This window comes from Pseudomonas sp. 01L34 (assembly GCF_056400265.1).
This window is the reverse complement of the sequence record NZ_JBFTSX010000006.1, coordinates 307,364-324,544: the sequence shown is the minus strand read 5'-3', so window position 1 is coordinate 324,544 and position 17,181 is coordinate 307,364. Positions and strand designations below refer to the sequence as shown.

The 17,181-nt window shown below is 61.3% G+C and carries 17 protein-coding genes; 14 read left to right on the top strand and 3 right to left on the bottom strand.

Features of this window, described 5'->3' with window-relative positions; all coding sequences use genetic code 11:
- Nucleotides 1-95: 95 nt before the first annotated feature.
- The 3 genes from AC1DQM_RS20510 to selO are packed head-to-tail and all read left to right on the top strand — an operon-like array spanning nucleotide 96 to nucleotide 6,735.
- A complete protein-coding gene (locus tag AC1DQM_RS20510; RefSeq protein ID WP_018928579.1) occupies nucleotides 96-1,838 on the top strand; it encodes a potassium/proton antiporter in 1,743 nt (580 codons plus the stop codon).
- Between the two features lie 34 nt (nucleotides 1,839-1,872).
- Nucleotides 1,873-5,223 carry a mechanosensitive channel MscK gene (gene mscK / locus AC1DQM_RS20505; protein WP_477746756.1) on the top strand — a complete coding sequence of 1,117 codons (3,351 nt, stop codon included), beginning with the start codon at nucleotides 1,873-1,875 and terminating at the stop codon, nucleotides 5,221-5,223.
- A 48-nt stretch (nucleotides 5,224-5,271) separates the two neighbouring features.
- Entirely contained in the window at nucleotides 5,272-6,735 is a 1,464-nt protein-coding gene (selO, locus tag AC1DQM_RS20500) for a protein adenylyltransferase SelO (protein WP_064615953.1), read from the top strand.
- Between the two features lie 6 nt (nucleotides 6,736-6,741).
- Here the strand turns inward: selO and AC1DQM_RS20495 are convergent, their stop codons facing one another.
- Nucleotides 6,742-7,143, bottom strand: a complete 402-nt coding sequence (locus AC1DQM_RS20495; protein WP_018928582.1) for a helix-turn-helix domain-containing protein — start codon at nucleotides 7,141-7,143, stop codon at nucleotides 6,742-6,744.
- A complete protein-coding gene (locus tag AC1DQM_RS20490) occupies nucleotides 7,140-7,436 on the bottom strand; it encodes a type II toxin-antitoxin system HigB family toxin (RefSeq protein ID WP_477746755.1) in 297 nt (98 codons plus the stop codon). The genes AC1DQM_RS20495 and AC1DQM_RS20490 overlap by 4 nt, the downstream gene beginning before the upstream one ends.
- A gap of 195 nt (nucleotides 7,437-7,631) precedes the next feature.
- Here AC1DQM_RS20490 and trxC point away from each other — a divergent pair, with 195 nt between their 5' ends.
- On the top strand, nucleotides 7,632-8,066 hold the full coding sequence (trxC, locus tag AC1DQM_RS20485; RefSeq protein ID WP_477746754.1) for a thioredoxin TrxC: 435 nt from the start codon (nucleotides 7,632-7,634) through the stop codon (nucleotides 8,064-8,066).
- Nucleotides 8,067-8,073: 7 nt separating this feature from the next.
- Here the strand turns inward: trxC and AC1DQM_RS20480 are convergent, their stop codons facing one another.
- A complete protein-coding gene (locus AC1DQM_RS20480; protein WP_018928585.1) occupies nucleotides 8,074-8,844 on the bottom strand; it encodes a ParA family protein in 771 nt (256 codons plus the stop codon).
- Nucleotides 8,845-9,200: 356 nt separating this feature from the next.
- Here AC1DQM_RS20480 and AC1DQM_RS20475 point away from each other — a divergent pair, with 356 nt between their 5' ends.
- Genes AC1DQM_RS20475 through AC1DQM_RS20430 form a run of 10 tightly spaced genes read left to right on the top strand, consistent with a single transcriptional unit; the run spans nucleotide 9,201 to nucleotide 17,066 of the window.
- Nucleotides 9,201-9,926: a beta-ketoacyl synthase chain length factor gene (locus AC1DQM_RS20475; protein ID WP_064615949.1), complete on the top strand. Its 726-nt coding sequence runs from the start codon at nucleotides 9,201-9,203 to the stop codon at nucleotides 9,924-9,926.
- Entirely contained in the window at nucleotides 9,902-10,714 is an 813-nt protein-coding gene (locus tag AC1DQM_RS20470; protein WP_018928587.1) for a lysophospholipid acyltransferase family protein, read from the top strand. Before AC1DQM_RS20475 ends, AC1DQM_RS20470 begins: the two co-directional genes overlap by 25 nt.
- Nucleotides 10,692-10,967, top strand: a complete 276-nt coding sequence (locus AC1DQM_RS20465; protein WP_018928588.1) for a phosphopantetheine-binding protein — start codon at nucleotides 10,692-10,694, stop codon at nucleotides 10,965-10,967. Before AC1DQM_RS20470 ends, AC1DQM_RS20465 begins: the two co-directional genes overlap by 23 nt.
- A 9-nt stretch (nucleotides 10,968-10,976) precedes the next feature.
- Nucleotides 10,977-11,231, top strand: a complete 255-nt coding sequence (locus AC1DQM_RS20460) for an acyl carrier protein (RefSeq protein WP_007936741.1) — start codon at nucleotides 10,977-10,979, stop codon at nucleotides 11,229-11,231.
- Nucleotides 11,228-11,773 carry a COG4648 family protein gene (locus tag AC1DQM_RS20455; RefSeq protein WP_477746753.1) on the top strand — a complete coding sequence of 182 codons (546 nt, stop codon included), beginning with the start codon at nucleotides 11,228-11,230 and terminating at the stop codon, nucleotides 11,771-11,773. The genes AC1DQM_RS20460 and AC1DQM_RS20455 overlap by 4 nt, the downstream gene beginning before the upstream one ends.
- A complete protein-coding gene (locus AC1DQM_RS20450; protein WP_477746752.1) occupies nucleotides 11,770-13,452 on the top strand; it encodes an ApeI family dehydratase in 1,683 nt (560 codons plus the stop codon). Before AC1DQM_RS20455 ends, AC1DQM_RS20450 begins: the two co-directional genes overlap by 4 nt.
- Complete coding sequence (locus AC1DQM_RS20445) at nucleotides 13,445-14,179, top strand: glycosyltransferase family 2 protein (RefSeq protein WP_018928591.1); 735 nt, start codon at nucleotides 13,445-13,447, stop codon at nucleotides 14,177-14,179. Before AC1DQM_RS20450 ends, AC1DQM_RS20445 begins: the two co-directional genes overlap by 8 nt.
- Nucleotides 14,176-15,123: an LpxL/LpxP family acyltransferase gene (locus AC1DQM_RS20440; protein ID WP_018928592.1), complete on the top strand. Its 948-nt coding sequence runs from the start codon at nucleotides 14,176-14,178 to the stop codon at nucleotides 15,121-15,123. Before AC1DQM_RS20445 ends, AC1DQM_RS20440 begins: the two co-directional genes overlap by 4 nt.
- Complete coding sequence (locus AC1DQM_RS20435) at nucleotides 15,104-16,648, top strand: HAL/PAL/TAL family ammonia-lyase (RefSeq protein WP_018928593.1); 1,545 nt, start codon at nucleotides 15,104-15,106, stop codon at nucleotides 16,646-16,648. The genes AC1DQM_RS20440 and AC1DQM_RS20435 overlap by 20 nt, the downstream gene beginning before the upstream one ends.
- On the top strand, nucleotides 16,641-17,066 hold the full coding sequence (locus tag AC1DQM_RS20430; RefSeq protein ID WP_018928594.1) for an acyl-CoA thioesterase: 426 nt from the start codon (nucleotides 16,641-16,643) through the stop codon (nucleotides 17,064-17,066). Before AC1DQM_RS20435 ends, AC1DQM_RS20430 begins: the two co-directional genes overlap by 8 nt.
- Nucleotides 17,067-17,181 lie beyond the last annotated feature (115 nt).

Sequence of the window (17,181 nt, the reverse complement as noted above, 5' to 3'; positions counted from 1 at the left end):
TTTTTGACAGCATCACATTTCAACAGGTTAGAATCGCTGGCACGCGGACTGCATGGTCAGTTTGCGCCCGCCTTTACGCTTCCGGAGTACTGCCCTTGAATGCGACGACCATCAACAGCCTGTTCTTGATCGGCGCGTTGCTGGTAGGTGCGAGCATTCTGGTGAGCTCACTTTCATCGCGCCTCGGGATCCCGATTCTGGTGATCATCCTCGCGGTGGGCATGTCGGCCGGTGTCGACGGCGCCGGCATTATTTTCGATAACTACCCCACGGCTTATCTGGTCGGTAACCTCGCCCTGGCAGTGATCCTGCTCGACGGCGGCTTGCGCACCCGGGTGGCGAGTTTTCGCGTGGCGTTATGGCCGGCGCTGTCGCTGGCCACGGTCGGGGTGTTGATCACCACCGGGCTGACCGGGATGGCGGCGGCGTGGTTGTTCGACCTGAACCTGATTCAGGGCCTGCTGATCGGCGCCATCGTCGGTTCCACCGATGCCGCGGCCGTGTTCTCGCTGCTCGGTGGTAAAGGCTTGAACGAGCGGGTGACCGCGAGCCTGGAGATCGAATCCGGCAGCAACGACCCGATGGCAGTATTTCTCACCGTCACCCTGATCGACATGCTCGCCAGCGGCCAGACCGGCCTGCACTGGAGCCTGCTCGGGCACTTGCTGCGTGAGTTCGGTATTGGCGGCGTCATCGGCCTCGGCGGTGGCTGGCTGATGTTGCAACTGGTCAACCGCATCCACCTGGCCACCGGCCTTTATCCAATTCTGGTGATTGCCGGCGGCCTGGTGGTGTTCGCCCTGACCAACGCCCTGCACGGCAGCGGCTTTTTGGCGGTGTACCTGTGCGGCCTGGTGATCGGCAACCGCCCGGTACGCAGCCGTCACGGCATTTTGCATATGCTCGACGGCATGGCCTGGCTGGCCCAGATCGGCATGTTCCTGGTGCTGGGGCTGCTGGTCACGCCCCATGACCTGCTGCCGATCGCTTTGCCGGCGCTGGGCCTGGCGCTGTGGATGATTCTGTTTGCCCGTCCGCTGTCGGTGCTGGCTGGCCTGCTGCCTTTCAAGGCGTTCCATGGACGCGAGAAGGCATTCATTTCCTGGGTTGGCCTGCGCGGCGCCGTACCGATCATTCTGGCGGTGTTCCCGCTGATGGCGGGGCTGCCCAATGCTCAACTGTATTTCAATCTGGCGTTCTTTATCGTGCTGGTGTCGCTGTTGGTGCAGGGCACAAGCCTGCCGTGGGTCGCCAAGCTTTTAAAAGTGACCGTCCCGCCAGAGCCCCTGCCGATCTCCCGATCGGCGCTGGAAGTGCATGTCACCAGCGAGTGGGAACTGTTCGTGTATCGCCTCGGTGCCGAGAAATGGTGCATCGGCTCACCCCTTCGCGAGCTGAAAATGCCCGAAGGCACACGTATCGCAGCCCTGTTTCGTGGCCAGCAACTGCTCCATCCGTCGGGTAGTACGGTGCTCGAAGTCGATGATTTGCTCTGCGTGATCGGCCATGAACACAACCTTCCGGCCCTCGGAAAACTCTTCAGCCAGGCACCGCAACGGGGGCTGGATTTGCGCTTCTTCGGCGACTTCGTACTCGAAGGAGACGCCCAGCTGGGCGCGGTTGCGGCCCTGTACGGATTGAAAGTCGAGGGCATCGATCCGAACATGTCCCTGGGCCACTTCATTGCCCAGAAAGTGGGCGGCGCTCCAGTCGTCGGTGACCAGGTGGAGTGGAACAACACCCTCTGGACCGTCGCGGTCATGGAAGGGAACAAGATTGGGAAAGTGGGCGTCAGATTCCCCGAAGGAAGTCGCCCCGGCCCCGGCCTGTTCCTCTAAACTCCACACTTCGTCTCGTTTTCGATCGGTCTCTATGTCAACTCTGCGTACCTTTTTCATCATGGCCCTGCTGGGCTTGAGTCTTTCCATCAACACGCTGCAAGCCGCCGAGCCGCCGTCCAGCGAAGCCGTGCAAGCGAGCCTGGACAAGATCGCCGACCGCAAACTGCCGGAGGCCGATCAAAAAGCCCTGCAAGCGGTCCTGCAGAGCACGCTCACCCAGCTCAACAACCGGCGTGATTACGACCAGAAGCTGATCGATCTCAAACAGCAGTTGACCAACGCTCCCAGGCAGAACATCGAGAACCAGCGCGAGCTGACCCGCCTCAAGGCCACCAAAGTGGTGCCGGTGGGGCAACGCTATACCAAAGAGACGATCCAGCAGCTTGAGCAACTGCTGACCGAACGCTCCACTCAACAAAGCGACCTGCAGAAAGCCCTGGCCGAAGCGAACAGCCTGATCATTACCGCCCAGACCCGCCCCGAGCGCGCCCAGGCCGAGATCTCTGCCAGCCAGACGCGCATCCAGCAGATCAACAACATCCTCAAACTTGGCAAGGACAGCGGCAAGACCCTGACCGCCGAGCAACGCGATCAGCTCAACGCCGAGCTCGCGGCACTGAACGCCTTGATTCCGTTGCGTCGCCAGGAACTGGCCGGCAACAGCCTGTTGCAGGACCTGGGCAACAGCCAGCACGACTTGCTGTCAGAAAAATCCGATCGCCTGGATCAGGAGATCCAGGACCTGCAAACCCTGATCAACCAGAAACGCCTGGCCCAGTCACAAGAGACCGTGACCCAGCAGTCCATCGAGGCGCAGAAGGCCGGCGGCAGTAGCCTGCTGGCCACCGAAAGCGCGGCCAACCTGAAGCTCTCCGACTACCTGCTCAAAAGCACCGACCGCCTCAACGAAGTCACTCAACAGAACCTGCAGACCAAGCAGCAACTGGACAGCGTGACCCAGAGCGACTCGGCGCTGGACGAACAGATCAACGTGCTCAAGGGCAGCCTGCTGCTCTCCAAGATTCTCTACAAACAGAAACAGGCCCTGCCGCGTCTAAGGCTCGACCGCGACCTGGCCGACCAGATTGCCGACATTCGCCTGTATCAGTTCGAAGTCAGCCAGCAACGGGAACTGCTCAGCAACCCGATCACCTACGTCGATAACCTGCTGGCGACTCAGCCACCCGAGCAAGTCACCCCGCAACTGCGCAAGAGCCTGGTGGACCTGGCCAACACCCGCGCGGACCTGTTGGAGCGCTTGAATCGCGAACTGAGCGCGGTGCTCAACGAATCCATCACGCTGCAACTCAATCAGAAACAACTGCTCAGCACCGCACAAAGTCTGCGGGCTACGCTGGACGAGCAGATGTTCTGGATTCCCAGCAACAAACCGCTGGATCTTGAGTGGATGCACAGCGTGCCGGAACGCCTGCAACGCCAGGTCACTACCCTGCCGTGGGCTTCGAGCCTGAGCGAATTGACCGATGGTCTGACGCAACGACCGCTGCTGTTCCTGCCACTGGCCCTGCTGATCGGCGCGCTGCTGTGGCGCCGTAAAAATCTCTATTCCCGCCTGAACAAAGTTCACCAGGACATCGGCCATTTCAAACGCGACAGCCAGTGGCACACCCCGCAAGCGATTCTGATCAACATCCTGCTGGCGATGCCGGTTTCCCTGGGCCTGGCCTTGTGCGGCCTGGCCTTGCAGATCGACGCCCGCGGCCAGAACGCCAACATGGGCGCAGCGCTGTTGCAGATGGCCCAGGCCTGGCTGGTGTTCTACACCGCCTACCGCATCCTCGCGCCGGGTGGCGTGGCCGAACTGCATTTCCGTTGGGAAAAGCCCCAGGTCGAATTCCTTCAAGGCTGGATTCGCCGGCTCGGGCTGGTGGTGATGGCTCTGGTGACCGTGGTGGCGGTCGCCGAACTGCAACCGGCGGCGCTGGCCGATGACGTGCTCGGCATGCCGGTGGTACTGACCTGCTACGCCTTGATGGCCTGGCTGCTCAGCCGGCTGTTGGTCAGCAGCCCGACCCACGAAAACGCCTCGCTGTTCCGCAAGGCCGTGGGAGTCATGTTCACCGTTCTGCCGATCGCGTTGTTCGTCGCCGTGTGCTTCGGCTACTACTACACCGCGCTGAAACTCAGCGACCGGTTGATCAACACCCTGTACCTGCTGATGTTCTGGCTGGTGATCGAAGCCACCTTCGTGCGCGGCCTCAGCGTTGCGGCACGCCGCCTGGCCTATCAGCGCGCCCTGGCCAAACGCCAGGCCGCGAAAGAGGCCGGCGACGGCGAAGCGGTGATCGAAGAGCCGACCCTGGACATCGAGAAGGTCAACGAGCAGTCCCTGCGACTGATCCGCCTGGCCCTGCTCGGCGGTTTCATCGCGGCGCTGTACTGGGTCTGGTCGGACCTGATCTCGGTGTTCTCGTACCTGGACAACATCACCCTCTACGAATACACCAGCGGCACCGGCGCCAACATGAGCATGGTGCCGATCAGCATCGGCGACATGCTTGGCGCGCTGATCATCATCGGCATCACCTTCGCGCTGGCGCGCAACTTGCCGGGTCTGCTGGAAGTGTTTGTGCTGTCCAAGCTCAACCTGGCCCAGGGCAGTTCCTACGCCACGACCACGTTGCTGTCCTATGTGATCGCCGGTGTCGGTTTCGTCTCTACCCTGTCCACGCTCGGCGTGAGCTGGGACAAGTTGCAATGGCTGGTGGCAGCGCTGTCGGTAGGTCTCGGTTTCGGGATGCAGGAAATCTTCGCCAACTTCATCTCCGGCATCATGATCCTGTTCGAACGCCCGGTGCGGATCGGCGACACCATCACCATCGGCAACCTGTCGGGCACGGTGAGCAAGATCCGCATCCGTGCCACGACCATCACCGACTTCGATCGCAAGGACATCATCGTCCCGAACAAGACGTTCATCACCGGGCAACTGATCAACTGGTCGCTGACCGACACCATCACCCGGGTGACCCTCAAGCTCGGCGTCGACTACGGCTCGGATCTGGACCTGGTGAAAGAACTGTTGCTCAAGGCAGCCCGCAATAACCCGCGCGTGCTGAAGGACCCGGAACCCCAGGTGTACTTCCTGAATTTCGGCGAAAGCACCCTCGACCACGAGCTGCGCATGCATGTGCGCGACCTCGGTGACCGTAACCCGGTGCTCGATGAGGTCAACCGCTTCATCAACCGCGAGTTCAAGAAGCAGCACATCAACATCTCGTTCCGGCAGATGGAGGTCTATCTCAAGAACCTTCAGGGCCAGGAATACAAAATGGTCCCGGTTGAGCCGGAAACCAAAACCGTTGTTCCGGAACCCACCAGCAAACCGCGGCAAGAGCCACCGCCTGTCGAACTCGACTAAGCGCGCTATCCCTAGCAGAATGCTCGGACATTCTGCTGGAGATGGCCGTTGAAAGCCCTCGACGAACTGACCTTCGACAATCGCTTCGCCCGCCTGGGCGATGCGTTCTCAACCCACGTACTGCCTGAGCCCATTGCGGCTCCGCGACTGGTGGTCGCCAGCCCCGCCGCCATGGCGCTGCTGGACCTGGACCCGGCCGAGGCCGAAACGCCAGTGTTCGCCGAGCTGTTCGGCGGCCACAAGCTGTGGGCCGAAGCCGAGCCGCGGGCGATGGTCTATTCCGGGCATCAATTCGGCTCCTATAACCCGCAGTTGGGTGACGGCCGCGGCCTGTTGCTGGGCGAGGTCTATAACGAAGCCGGCGAGCATTGGGACCTGCACCTCAAGGGTGCCGGTCAGACGCCTTACTCACGCATGGGCGATGGACGGGCGGTGCTGCGCTCCTCGATCCGCGAGTTCCTTGCCTCCGAAGCCCTGCATGCCCTGAACATTCCCACCACGCGCGCACTCTGCGTGATCGGCTCCGACACGCCGGTCTGGCGCGAGAAACAGGAACGCGCGGCCATGGTCCTGCGCCTGTCGCCGAGCCATGTGCGTTTCGGGCACTTCGAATTTTTCTACTACACCAAGCGCCCCGAGCAGCAGAAAGAACTCGGCGAGCACGTGCTGGCCATGCACTTCCCGCACTGCCTGGAGCAGCCGGAGCCGTACCTGGCGATGTTCCGCGAAATTGTCGAGCGTAATGCCGAACTGATCGCCAAATGGCAGGCCTATGGGTTCTGCCACGGCGTGATGAACACCGACAACATGTCGATCCTCGGCATCACCTTCGACTTCGGCCCGTTCGCCTTCCTCGACGACTTCGACGCCCACTTCATCTGCAACCACTCCGATGACCAGGGCCGCTACTCCTTCAGCAACCAGGTACCGATTGGCCAGTGGAACCTCAGCGCCCTCGCCCAGGCCCTGACACCGTTCATCAGCGTCGAAGCCCTGCGCGAGACCCTCGGCCTGTACCTGCCACTGTTCCAGGCCCACTATCTGGACCTGATGCGCCGCCGCCTCGGCCTTACTACCGCCGAAGACGACGACCAGAAACTGCTGGAGCAGCTGCTGCAACTGATGCAGAACAGCGGCGTCGATTACAGCCTGTTCTTCCGCCGCCTGGGCGATGAGGCACCGGAGCTGGCTGTCGCCCGGTTGCGCGATGACTTTGTCGACATCAAGGGTTTCGATGCGTGGGGCGAGCTCTACGCCGCCCGGGTTGCCCGTGAAGGCGTGATTGACCAGGAGCAGCGCCGCAAACGAATGCATGCGGTCAATCCGCTGTACATCCTGCGCAATTATCTGGCGCAAAAAGCCATCGATGCGGCGGAAAGCGGCGACTATTCAGAAGTTCGTCGCTTGCACGCGGTATTGAGCAATCCGTTCGAGGAGCAGCCTGGAATGGAGAGCTACGCCGAGCGGCCACCGGAATGGGGCAAGCATCTGGAGATCAGCTGTTCGTCGTGAGGCTTGTCAGATAAAGGTCTCTACGGACACACCAAAGCGCTCGGCCAACCAGCGAACCTGCCGCAGGTTGAGCTGGCGCTTGCCGCTTAAGATCTCCGAGACTACCGATTGCGTGCCCACACCGGGCAGCTCGCTCTGGCTCAGGCCGTGTTCGCGCATCATATAGCCAAGAACCTCTGCACCAGAGGCTTCGCGCATGGGGTGATGGTTGCGATCCCACTCCGCAATCCAGTCACCGATGATGTCCACCAAGCTCATCAACGGATGCGACTCATCATCGCCGGTCATCTCAAGCAATTCATCGAGTGCCCGCGCCAACATGTCATAGTCGTCTTCGTTTTTCGGTTTTCGAAGCAATGGCGAGACGAACTCCCAATGCTCAGCAGCTTTTTTGATTAGAACACTCATACCCTTCCCTCCTTCCATTTACCGCGGTCATATTCGCTATGATCCAGCACATGCTTGATATAAAGCTTTTGAGACCGATACCTGACAAAAGCGATAAGCCGCAATTTGTTGCCACCGATGTCGAACACATGAAACTCGCCGACTTTGTCGGTTGCGGGAAAAATAGACTTCATCGCCGCGAAGTCTCCCGAGCTACTCCCTTTGGCGAGTCGATACCACTGCTCCAATGCATTGGCTGCCCGCGGCCACTTTTCCTTGGCCTCACGAATTGGTTTTTCAGTAAACACATGCATGCAACATCCTTATCGCATTCTGCTATGGGGAGTTAAACACAGATCAAAAATATCGCAAGTTGCGATAGCTCTCGGCAGACCAACGGTCTCGCTCAGTACGATTCAGCCTAGTTTCATCGCCAGACGCTGCACGATTGAAAATATGAGCAAACGTCTCCACATAGGAGTGATCGGCTTCTTAACAGGACCTCCTTCATGACCGACCCACTCCTCATCCCCTGCCCCCACTGCAACGGCCTGATCCGCATCCCCGCCGAACGCGTCAACGATCATCCAAAGTGCGGCCGCTGCAAGGCTGATGTCCTGCTGAGCAAGCCGTTCGAACTGAAGCAAGGCGATTACGCCAGTCAGATCAAGGGTGACCTGCCGTTGCTGGTGGATGTGTGGGCTGATTGGTGCGGGCCGTGCAAATCGTTTGCGCCGGTGTTCGAGCAAGCGGCGGGGCAATTGGCGGGCAAGTGTCGGTTGGCCAAGCTGGACAGCGAGGCGAATCAACAGTTGTCGGCGCAGCTGGGGATTCGCTCGATCCCGAGCCTGATTCTGTTCAAGAACGGCCGGGAAGTGGCTCGCCAAAGCGGGGCCTTCCCGTTACCGCAGTTGATGAGCTGGTTGCGCAGTCAGGGGATCTGATTGCCTTTCAGGCATTTTCCAGCAGGTTGTGCAGTTCGACGAATTGCTGGGTCAGCTTGTGCCGCGGGTCGAGGTGGATCAGCGGCGTGTTGGCCTGATGGGATTCGCGCATGCGCACCGAACTTGCCAGGTACACCGGCAGTACCGGCAGCCCTTCGGCGATCAGTTCGTCGAGAATTTGCTGCGGCAGACTGGCGCGGGCCTGGAACTGGTTGACGACAATGCCTTCGACTTCCAGCCCTTCATTGTGGTCGTCCTTCAACTCTTCGATTTCCGCCAACAGACCATACAACGCCTGGCGCGAGAAGCTGTCGCAGTCAAAGGGAATCAGCACGCGATCAGCGGCGATCAAGGCGGAGACGGCATAGAAATTCAGCGCTGGCGGGGTGTCGAGGTAGATCCGGTCGTAATCACCGTCCAGCTCCTCGAGCAATTTGCGCAGCTTGTTGATCTTGTGTTTGGCCTCAAGCTTGGGCTGCAAGTCTGCCAGCTCGGCGGTGGCAGTGATGACGTGAAGGTTGTCGAACGGAGTTTCGTAGATGTCGACCTGACCTTTCTTCGAGAACGGCCCGGAGGACAGGGTCTGCTTGAAGAAGTCGGCGATACCCATTGGGATATCCTCACCGGTGAGCCCCGTCAGGTATTGAGTGGAGTTGGCCTGGGCATCGAGATCCACCAATAACGTGCGATAGCCTTCGCTGGCGCTGACCGCCGCCAGATTGCAGGCAATGCTTGATTTGCCCACGCCACCTTTCTGATTGAACACCACGCGCCGCATGTCTAAACCTCCGTGTATCAAAGAATGACCGAGTGTAGTAGTCCACATCGCTGCTTAGCTACCTCGCCAGCATCTAGACTACACAGTCATAGGCAAATCTCTGGCCGGAACAGCTGCCAACTCGTCCATTGATAGCCGACAGTGCCGACAGACATGTCCGCCGCATTGTGGATAATGGCCAAACGACAGCTTTTCGCGAACCAGACGGTACATTTCGTTGCGCAAAATGTAACCAGCATTTGCTACACGCCCGCAGCACCGGGATAATGCGCGCCACTCGGCGTTAAGCGCCACGTCAGGTCAGCCGCGGTTCTTGCGACTCACCGCGTTAAAGGAAGCCCGCAGGGGCGGGATGAATGTCTGTGATCAACTTCAACATCGCCCAATGGCGCGCTTGGGCCCCTGGGCTTGAAAGCGTGGATGATTGGCAGGCCTGGAGCCGACAACCGGTCGTGCTCGAGCCCAGCGATGCCGCCCCGGATGTGTCGTTTCTGCCGGCCATGCAGCGTCGGCGACTCAGCCGTCTGGCGCGGATGGCGTTCAGTGTCGGCTGGCCCTTGGCCGAAGGTCATCCGGATTTACCGTTGGTCTTTATTTCTCGCCACGGCGAAACCCCGCGCACCTTCGAAATTCTCAGCGATCTGGCGACCGACCAACCGTTGTCGCCCACCCAGTTCAGCCTGTCGGTGCACAACGCGGTCATCGGCCTGTGGTCGATCATGCGTGGCGAAACCAGCGAAATGACCGCCCTCGCCGCCGCCGGCGATGGCCTTGAACACGGCATGCTAGAGGCCGCGGCGCTGCTTGAGGAAGGCGCGCCCGCGGTACTGCTGATCGTCACCGAAGAGCAACCTCCCGCCGCCTACTCGGCCTGGATCGATGATGTGCCTTTCCCTTATGCGGTCGGCCTGTTGATCACCCCCGGTAATCAGTGGCAACTGTCGCTGAACAGCGACCCGCACACGTTGTCCAAAGCCCGCTGGCCCCATGCTCTGAATCTGTTGCGTACGCTGCTCGGCCAGCAAACAACCTGCCAACATGCCTGGAAAAATCGTGTATGGACCTGGCAACGCAACCCGTAACCGATAAAAACCGCGACGCCTACTACTGGCGCCTGCTGGCCACCGCCGCAAGCTTCACCCTGTTCGGGTTGAGCAGCCTGTGCCTGCGACTGGTGGTGTTCCCGCTGTTGAACTGCCTGCCCGGAGACGCTCAGGTCCATCGTCAGCGCGCGCGACATACGGTCAGCCGGTGTTTCTGGTTTTTCATTCGGTTCATGGCGCGCAGTGGCGTGCTGACCTATGACATTCAGGGGGCGGAAAAGCTCGGGCGCCCAGGCCAAATGATCGTCGCCAACCACCCCTCGCTGATCGATGTGGTGTTTTTGATCGGCCTGGTGCGCCACGCCAACTGCGTGGTCAAGAAAAGCCTCTGGGAAAACCCGTTCACTCGCGGTCCGCTACGCTGTACCGAATACATCAGCAACGATGGCAGCATGGACATGCTCGACGCCGCTGCCGACGCGCTGAAAAGCGGTCAGACCCTGATCATCTTTCCCGAGGGCACCCGGACCCGACCCGGCCAACCGCCGGCCTTTCATCGGGGGGGCGCGGCAATCGCGCTGCGCGGTGCGAGAATCCTCACCCCGGTGATTATCAAGGTCAACCCGACCACATTGACCAAGGCCGAACCCTGGTATCGGATCCCCAAACGCCGCGTGCACTTCAGTTTTCGCGTCGGGGCCGATATAGACCCACAGGCCTTCGCTACGCAAGGCCCTGCACCCCAGGCCTCGCGCAAGCTCAACGACTATTTGCACTCTTACTTTATCAAGGAGCTCGCCGAAGATGAGCGATCAGAACACCGTTAGCCTGATGCAGGAAATCAAAGAGCTGATCATCGAAGCCCTGGGCCTCGAAGACATCAGCGTCGACGACATCGGCGACAACCAGACGCTGTTCGGCGAAGGCCTGGGCCTGGACTCGGTAGACGCGCTGGAACTCGGCCTGGCGATCCAGAAAAAGTACGGCATCAAAATCGATGCCGACGCCAAGGACACCCGTAATCACTTCAGCAACGTGGCGAGCCTTGCGGCGTTCGTCACTGCAAAACAGGCAGCTTGAGACCGGACCATGCAAACTCGTGACGATATTTTCAACACCCTGCGCGATGCTCTGGTCGAACTCTTCGAGCTGGACCCCGAGCGCATCAGCCTGGAATCCAACCTGTACCAGGATCTGGAAATCGACAGCATCGATGCGGTCGACCTGATCGATCACATCAAACGCCAGACCGGCAAGAAAATCGCCGCCGAAGAATTCAAATCGGTGCGTACCGTCAGCGACGTGGTCGAGGCGGTTTACCGTCTGGTTCAGCCCGCCGCATGAGCCGACTGATTGGCCTTGGCCTGCTGCTCGCAGGCCTGCTGTACCCCTTTGCGGTGTATTTCGGCATGGAGCATTTTGCCCCGTGGCAGTTCGGTCTGCTGCTGGGCAGCCTGTGGCTGGCGCGAGCGCTGACCGGCGAACGGCGCCCCGGCAGCCTGTGGATGTCCACGGTCGCCATCGCCTTCTGCCTGCTGCTGGCAGCGTTAGACAGCCCGGTGCTGCTGCGCTGGTACCCGGTGCTGATCAGCGCGTTCATGCTGGTGCTGTTCGGTCTTAGCCTGAAATACGGCCCGCCGATGGTCGAACGCCTTGCCCGCCTGCGAGAACCGGATTTACCGCCCAGGGCCATTCGCTACACCCGCCAGGTGACCATTGCCTGGAGCGTGTTTTTTCTCTGCAACGGTTTGTGCGCCGCCGCCCTGACCCTTTGGGCGCCGCTGAGCTGGTGGATGTTGTACACCGGCCTGATCTCCTATGGATTGATCGGCCTGATGTTTGCCATTGAATGGCTGATACGACAACGGGTACGAGGCCACCCATGAATTGGATAAAACTTGAGCAACTGCTGCTCAAGGCTCAGCCGGAGCGTGCCGTGACGGCCGAGCCGGCGTTGAATCACGCGCAATTGTGCGACCGGGCCCTGAGCCTGGCTGCCGGCCTGCAAGCCCAGGGTGTGCAGCGCATCGCCGTGCACCTTGAAGACGCCGCCGACCTGGCCATTGCCCTGCTCGGCGCCTGGCGTGCCGGGATCAGCGTACTGCTGCCCGCCGACCTGCAAGCGCAGACGCGCCAGCGCTGGTCGACCGAGGTCGATCTGTGGCTGACCGATCAGACCGACGATGCGCACCTGAGCGATTATCGGCATCCGCCGCTACCAGCCCACCCGCTGGACCTGGATCGTTGTCAGCTGAGCCTGTGCACCTCCGGCTCCAGTGGCGAACCCAAGCGCATCGACAAAACCCTGCGCCAACTGGCCAATGAAGTCGAAGCGCTGGAGCACTTGTGGGGCGCAGATCTGGGCGAAGCCTGCATCATCGGCAGCGTCGCCACCCAGCACATCTACGGCTTGCTGTTTCGGGTGCTGTGGCCGCTGTGCGCCGGGCGTTCGTTCGTGCGCAAGCAACTGGCTTTCCCGGAAGACTTGCAACGCGCCAGCCGCGAACACCCGGCCTTCGCCTGGGTCGCCAGCCCGGCATTGCTCAAGCGCATGGGCGACAACCTCGACTGGCCAGCGCTGAGCGCAGTGCGCCGAGTGTTCTCCTCCGGTGGCGCGTTACCCGCCGAAGCCTCGCAAAGCCTTTACGAACGCCTGCAACAATGGCCGACCGAGATCCTCGGCAGCTCGGAAACCGGCGGCATCGCCTGGCGTCAGGGCCAGGATCTCTGGCAGCCCTTCGCCGGCGTGGAGCTGAGCCAGGACAGCGATGGCGCCCTGCTTATCGCATCGCCATACCTGCCGGAAGGTCATATCGAACACACCGCCGATGCCGCGCGCATCGCTGCCGACGGCCGTTTCGAGCTGTTGGGGCGGCTGGACCGGATCGTCAAACTGGAAGAAAAACGTATCTCGCTACCCATGCTCGAACACGCGCTGATGGCGCACGCCTGGGTCGCCGAAGCGCGCCTGGGAGTGGTTCAGGAAAACCGCGCCTCATTGGGGGCGCTGCTGGTGCTCAGCGAGCGAGGTATGCACGCGTTGCGCAATCAGGGACGACGCAGCCTCACACAAGCGTTGCGTCAGCATCTGAGCCAGCACTGTGAAACGCTGGCCCTGCCACGACGCTGGCGCCTGTTGCGGCAGTTGCCGCTGAACGCGCAGGGCAAACTGCCCCAGGCTGAGGTTGAAGCCTTGCTGCTGGCGCCCCGCCCAAAGGCGCCGCAAGTGCTGGAGCAGGTCGAAGCCGATGGTGAGTGGAGCCTGCAACTGGCCGTCCCGCCGGACCTGGCGTATTTCAGCGGACACTTTCCCCGGGCCCCGGTATTGCCCGGCGTGGTGCAAGTGGAGTGGGCAATGAGCCTGGGCCAACAATTGATGGACCTGCCGGCAAAGTTCGCCGGCATGGAAGTGCTGAAATTCCAGCAACTGGTGCGCCCTGGCGATGAAATCCAGTTGCACCTGCGCTTCGACCCGGTGCGCGGCAAATTGTATTTCGCCTATCGCAACGAAACCGCCACCTGCTCCAGCGGGCGGATTTTGCTGGAGGCTGCCAGCGATGCATAACCCCTGCGCCATAATCCCGGTCTACAACCACGAAACCGCCATCACTGCCGTGGTCGATGCGCTGCTAGCCTGTGACCTGCCATGCATTCTGGTGGACGATGCCAGTAGCCCCGCCTGCGCCAAGGTACTCGACCAACTGGCGCAGCGCGACAGGGTTTATCTGATCCGGCTCACCATCAATCAGGGCAAGGGCGGCGCAGTGATGACCGGTCTGCGGGAGGCTTCGCGCCTGGGCTTCAGCCATGCCTTGCAGGTGGACGCCGACGGCCAGCACGACCTGCAAGACGTCAAAGTCTTCATCGAATACTCACGCAACCATCCCGAGGCGGTGATCTGCGGCTATCCGCAATACGACGCCAGCGTGCCGAAAGGTCGTTTGTACGCGCGCTACCTGACTCACGTCATGGTCTGGATCAACACCCTGTCACTGCAGATTCGCGACTCGATGTGCGGCTTCCGTGTCTATCCGTTACCGCCAACCCTGGCACTGATCGACTCGGCCAGGATCGGCAAGCGCATGGACTTCGACTCCGACATCCTGGTGCGCCTGGCCTGGCGCAATCTGCCGATGCAGTGGCTGAAAACCAGGGTCCATTACCCTCTGGATGGCGTTTCACATTTCCGTCTGTTCTACGACAACGTACTGATTACGAGCATGCACACCCGGCTGTTCTTCGGCATGTTGCTGCGAGCACCGGTGATCCTCTGGCGACGGTGGCGGGCATGAACGGCAACGCAGACAAACAGCACTGGGCCGACCGCCAGGAGCGTGGCAGTTTCTGGCTGATGAAGTTCACCGCATTCTGCGCAAAGGTCCTGGGCCGACGCCTGCTGAGCCCGCTGCTCTACGGCATCGTGCTGTACTTTTTCCTGTTCGGACGCAGCGCCCGCCAAAGCGCCTGGCAATACCAGCAGCGGCTCGCCGACTGGAGCGGGCGCAGCGAATTGCGTCCGACTCATTGGCGGGTGTTCGGCCAGTTCATGGCCTTCGCCGATTCCATGCTCGACAAACTCGACGTGTGGAACGGCAAGCTGAGCATCGAGCAGATCGAAATCATCGACCCGGCGCTGCTGCGCAATAAACTGCGCGGCACACGCGGGCAGATGCTGGTGGGCGCGCACCTGGGCAATCTCGAGGTTTGCCGGGCACTGGCCGAGATCGGCGAGAAAGTCACCATGAACGTGCTGGTGCACACCAAGCACGCCGAGCAGTTCAACCGCCTGCTGGGCGAAGCCGGGGCAACCAATCTGCGGCTGATCCAGGTCAGCGAGCTCGACCCGGTGATCATGTTGCAACTGCATGAGCGCCTGGAGCGCGGCGAGTGGCTGGCAATTGCCGGCGACCGCGTGCCGCTGCATGGCGGGCGCAGCGTGACGGTGGATTTTCTCGGTCACCAGGCAGCGTTCCCGCAAGGCCCGTGGCTGCTGGCCGGTTTGCTGAAATGCCCGGTCAATCTGCTGCTGTGCCTGAAGAAACCCACGGGCGACTATCGACTGACCCTCGAACCGTTCACCGAGGCGGTGGTGTGGAAACGCAGCGAGCGCGAACAGGTCATTCATCAGTGGGCTTCGCGCTATGCCGAACGCCTGGGTCACTATTGCCTCGAAGCGCCCCAACAATGGTTCAACTTTTACCCTTTCTGGAAGACCGATGACGACGCCAACGCTTGAGCCGGTAACCTTCGGCGAACTCCCTTTGTGCATCGAAGACGTGCTGGCCCTGGCCAACCGTCAGGTGCCGACGCAGTTGCAGGGCAACCCCGAGTTTCGCCAGCGCATTGCCAAGGGTCCGCAGTTCCTTGACTCCCTGCTGGACAAGGAAGGCGTGATCTATGGCGTGACCACCGGTTATGGCGATTCCTGTGTGGTGGCGGTGCCGCTGCACCACGTCGAAGCCCTGCCTCGTCATCTGTACACATTCCACGGCTGCGGCCTGGGCAAACTGCTCGATGCCCAGGCCACCCGTGCGGTGCTGGCGGCACGTTTACAGTCGCTGTGCCAGGGCGTGTCCGGGGTACGCGTGGAGTTGCTGGAGCGCCTGCAAGCGTTCCTCGAACACGACATCCTGCCGCTGATTCCGGAAGAAGGTTCCGTGGGCGCCAGCGGTGATCTGACGCCGCTGTCCTACGTCGCCGCGACCTTGTCCGGCGAGCGCGAAGTGATGTTCCGCGGCGAACGCCGGCAAGCGGCTGATGTGCACAAGGAACTGGGTTGGCAACCGCTGGTATTGCGCCCCAAGGAAGCCCTGGCGCTGATGAACGGCACCGCCGTGATGACCGGCCTTGCGTGCCTGGCTTACGCCCGTGCCGATTACCTGCTGCAACTGGCCACACGCATCACCGCGCTGAACGTGGTCGCTTTGCAGGGCAACCCGGAGCACTTCGACGAGCGCCTGTTCGCCGCCAAACCCCATCCAGGGCAGATGCAAGTTGCCGCGTGGCTGCGCAAGGATCTGGCGATCGACGCGCCGACCGCGCCGCTGCATCGCCTGCAAGACCGTTACTCCCTGCGTTGCGCGCCACACGTGCTCGGTGTACTGGCCGACAGCCTGAACTGGCTGCGCTCGTTCATCGAGATCGAACTCAACAGCGCCAACGACAACCCGATCATCGACGCCGAAGCCGAACGCGTGCTGCACGGCGGGCACTTCTACGGCGGCCACATTGCGTTCGCCATGGACAGCCTGAAAAACCTGGTGGCCAACGTCGCCGACTTGCTCGACCGTCAACTCGCGCTGCTGGTGGACGAACGCTACAACCATGGCTTGCCGAGCAACCTGTCCGGCGCCACCGCCGACCGTGCGATGCTCAATCACGGCTTCAAGGCCGTGCAGATCGGCACCAGCGCCTGGACCGCCGAAGCCCTGAAAAACACCATGCCGGCCAGCGTCTTCTCGCGCTCCACCGAGTGCCACAACCAGGACAAAGTCAGCATGGGCACCATCGCCGCCCGCGACGCCATCCGCGTGCTGGAGCTGACCGAACAGGTTGCCGCCGCCACGCTGCTGGCCGCCAATCAAGGCGTGTGGCTGCGCGGCCAGGCTGAAGACGCGCGTCCACTGCCACCGGCCCTGGCCGCGATGCACGAGGAATTGGCCAAGGACTTCCCGCCGGTCATCGAAGACCGTGCCCTGGAAGGCGAATTGCGCCTGTGCCTGCAACGCATCGCCGAGCAACACTGGAGGCTGCATGCGTAGCAAGGGAGTGCTTCACACCGATACGGAAATCCTCGTCCCGTTCTTTGACGTCGACACCATGAACGTGGTCTGGCACGGCCATTACGTCAAATACCTGGAAGTCGCCCGCTGTGCGCTGCTGGACAGGATCGGCCACAACTACGACGCCATGGTTGCGTCGGGTTACGCCTGGCCGGTGATCGACTTACAGTTGCGCTATGTGCGCGGCGCCGTGTTCGGCCAGAAGCTGAATGTGCGCGCCAGCCTGGTGGAATGGGAGAACCGACTGAAGATCAATTACCTGATCAGCGATCTCGCAACCGGCGAACGTCTGACCCGCGCTGTTTCAGTGCAGGTTGCCGTCGACATGAGCAGCCGCGAAATGCAGTTGGCTTCGCCCAAGGTGTTTACCGACGCGGTTGAAAGGGTGCTGCCATGAATTTGCGATTCCTTTGTAGCAGCTGGCGAAGCCTGCGTTCGACTGCGCAGCAGTCGCCACCGGATATGCCTGAACGACGGCTTCGCCGCCGGACGCAGCCTCGCAGGCTCGGCAG

Excerpts from the sequence above, each read along its gene's own strand:
- AC1DQM_RS20490 (WP_477746755.1), bottom strand. The coding sequence starts at position 7,436 with ATGCATGTGTTTACTGAAAAACCAATTCGTGAGGCCAAGGAAAAGTGG.
- AC1DQM_RS20460 (WP_007936741.1), top strand. The coding sequence starts at position 10,977 with ATGCAAACTCGTGACGATATTTTCAACACCCTGCGCGATGCTCTGGTC.
- AC1DQM_RS20465 (WP_018928588.1), top strand. The coding sequence starts at position 10,692 with ATGAGCGATCAGAACACCGTTAGCCTGATGCAGGAAATCAAAGAGCTG.
- mscK (WP_477746756.1), top strand. The coding sequence starts at position 1,873 with ATGTCAACTCTGCGTACCTTTTTCATCATGGCCCTGCTGGGCTTGAGT.
- AC1DQM_RS20475 (WP_064615949.1), top strand. The coding sequence starts at position 9,201 with ATGTCTGTGATCAACTTCAACATCGCCCAATGGCGCGCTTGGGCCCCT.
- AC1DQM_RS20435 (WP_018928593.1), top strand. The coding sequence starts at position 15,104 with ATGACGACGCCAACGCTTGAGCCGGTAACCTTCGGCGAACTCCCTTTG.
- trxC (WP_477746754.1), top strand. The coding sequence starts at position 7,632 with ATGACCGACCCACTCCTCATCCCCTGCCCCCACTGCAACGGCCTGATC.
- AC1DQM_RS20445 (WP_018928591.1), top strand. The coding sequence starts at position 13,445 with ATGCATAACCCCTGCGCCATAATCCCGGTCTACAACCACGAAACCGCC.
- AC1DQM_RS20455 (WP_477746753.1), top strand. The coding sequence starts at position 11,228 with ATGAGCCGACTGATTGGCCTTGGCCTGCTGCTCGCAGGCCTGCTGTAC.
- AC1DQM_RS20430 (WP_018928594.1), top strand. The coding sequence starts at position 16,641 with ATGCGTAGCAAGGGAGTGCTTCACACCGATACGGAAATCCTCGTCCCG.
- AC1DQM_RS20440 (WP_018928592.1), top strand. The coding sequence starts at position 14,176 with ATGAACGGCAACGCAGACAAACAGCACTGGGCCGACCGCCAGGAGCGT.
- AC1DQM_RS20470 (WP_018928587.1), top strand. The coding sequence starts at position 9,902 with ATGGACCTGGCAACGCAACCCGTAACCGATAAAAACCGCGACGCCTAC.
- AC1DQM_RS20480 (WP_018928585.1), bottom strand. The coding sequence starts at position 8,844 with ATGCGGCGCGTGGTGTTCAATCAGAAAGGTGGCGTGGGCAAATCAAGC.
- AC1DQM_RS20495 (WP_018928582.1), bottom strand. The coding sequence starts at position 7,143 with ATGAGTGTTCTAATCAAAAAAGCTGCTGAGCATTGGGAGTTCGTCTCG.
- AC1DQM_RS20450 (WP_477746752.1), top strand. The coding sequence starts at position 11,770 with ATGAATTGGATAAAACTTGAGCAACTGCTGCTCAAGGCTCAGCCGGAG.